Source organism: Streptomyces sp. NPDC031274 (genome assembly GCF_055570235.1).
Map to the genome: position 1 here is coordinate 1 of NZ_JBVIHP010000446.1, position 1070 is coordinate 1070.

Annotated in this window: 1 protein-coding gene; it reads right to left on the reverse strand. The window is 72.3% G+C overall.

Going from position 1 to position 1070, the window contains the following annotated elements:
* Positions 1 to 137: 137 nt before the first annotated feature.
* A partial coding sequence (locus ACZ5CR_RS47065) for a YfbK domain-containing protein (protein ID WP_468870212.1) occupies positions 138 to 1070 on the reverse strand: 933 nt, incomplete at its 5' end.

The window sequence follows — 1070 nt, forward strand, 5'->3', positions numbered from 1 at the left end:
GGCGGCGACGCGGGATCCAATGACGCCGGGGCGGTTCCTGCGCAATGTGACCGGCGTGTGGGAGAGGACGTCGTTCCGCTTCCCGAACGACCCGGTGCGGGCCGAACGGGAGCTGTGCGGCGGCCAGCCGGAGGCGCTCAGCCGGTCCTGATCTCGCCCTCGTCCTCTCCCCCGCCTCCGCCGTCCCCGTACCCGCCGGTGAGACGGTCCGCCTGGCGGACGGCGGTCGCCAGGTCGCGCAGGGACTTGTCGTCGTCCGATGCCAGGTCATCGGCGCTCCTGGCGAGTTCGGCCAGCGAGGGGGCTCCGGGGAGGGACTGCCAGGTGGGTGAGCCGGTGGAGGTGGACATCGGCTCGGGAGCGTTGGTCGTCGTGCCGGTGTCGGGCCGCACGGCGGGGTCGCCGGGCTCGGTCCGCCCGGAGGTACCGTGCCGCAGCGCGTCCGCGAAGTACGCGGCCACCGCAGCGGTCCGCAGCCCTCGGTCGGCGTTCCACAGCCCGCCCTCCATGTCCCCCGACTCGATCTCGTTCGACTTCTCGTGCGGGACACGGCTGTCGGGGTCGAGCCAGCGGACGGTGGCGGTCGCCACATGCCCGCTCGCGCCGGGCCTCATCCGCACGGCGTACAGCGCGGTCACGGTGTGTCCTGGCCCGACCTCGCCGCCGTCCACGCTGTCGTCGCGGAAGTCGTCGTCGGCGACCGCCCGGTTGTCGTAGCCGATGAGCCGGAACTGCTTGACGGTCTGCGGATCGAAGGCGACCTGTGCCTTCGCGTCACGGGCGCGCAGTTCGATGTTGGCCGGGAGCTGCTCGCAGAAGACCTTCCGGGCCTCCTCGCTGTCCGAGACATAGGTGGTGTGGCCGTCGCCCTTGTCGGCGAGGCGTTCCATCAGCGCGTCCCCGTAGTCGCTGCCGACGCCCACCCCGAAGAGGGTGATGCCATGCTCGCGGCGGGCGTCGGAGATCCGCTCCAGGATGCCGTCGGCGCTGGTATCGCCGGTGTTGGCGAGGGCGTCGGAGAGGAGCACGACCCGGTTGGTGGAACCGTCGCGCCGGCCACCCACCGCGGT